Below are 728 nucleotides of genomic sequence, written 5' to 3'. Positions count from 1 at the left end.
GGCGTAGCGGGAGCGAAGCTCCTGCGCAGACCCGAGGATCCATTCCGTGACGGTATGGCGGATCAAAGCAGTGCAGAACTTGGCGCTACCACCCAGTCCCGCGGAAAAGCTCGAACCACTCCGGATTGGCCTTTTCGATCAATTCAATCTTCCATGACGCGGCCAACGTTTCAGCGACTTCTCGCGCTGGATTGCATCGCGGATGTCGAAATACTGTTCGTACCAAACCAAGCGTTCTACGCCATACCGCCCAGTAAAGCGCGAACCCCACCAGACTTGTGCTCGGGCATTCGGCGGCCGAGATCGTTTGTGACGCCAATATAGATGGTGCCGCGTTTCCGGCTCGCAGTTAAATAGACATAGCCCGTCATGAACGAAGTATAGCGACCGAACGATCCGCCGACCATCTTGAGGGGTTGCATTCTTCGGCCGACGCCACGGAATGGATCCTCGGGTCTGCGCCGCGTCGCTTCGCTCCTTGCTCCGCCCGTGGATGACGAAGGGGAGGGGTGTTTCGGCTAATCGCGAACGTATGCTGCTTCCGTTTGGATTGTTTCGTTGAAAGTGGCGGCATAATCGGCTCTTTAAAAACTTCGCAGTTCCAAACTGGACGGCGGTTCACTAATGTTGCGCTGCAACCCGCGCCTCCGGTGAATCATGTCCGACGCTCCCAAGACTTCCGGCGTGACCCGGCTGAGGAACTACTTCCTCACGGGCTTCATCGTCTG

The 728-nt window shown here is 57.3% G+C and carries 1 pseudogene; it reads right to left on the bottom strand.

The annotated features are described in order from the left end of the window. Positions 1-85 precede the first annotated feature (85 nt). A pseudogene (locus EN964_RS36215) lies at positions 86-371 on the bottom strand (GIY-YIG nuclease family protein). Positions 372-728: the final 357 nt, after the last annotated feature.

Origin of the sequence: Mesorhizobium sp. M7A.F.Ca.CA.001.10.2.1 (genome assembly GCF_003998575.1) — a bacterium.
GTDB lineage: Bacteria > Pseudomonadota > Alphaproteobacteria > Rhizobiales > Rhizobiaceae > Mesorhizobium.
Note: the sequence above shows the minus strand (reverse complement) of the source record. Positions and strands in the feature narration are given on the sequence as shown.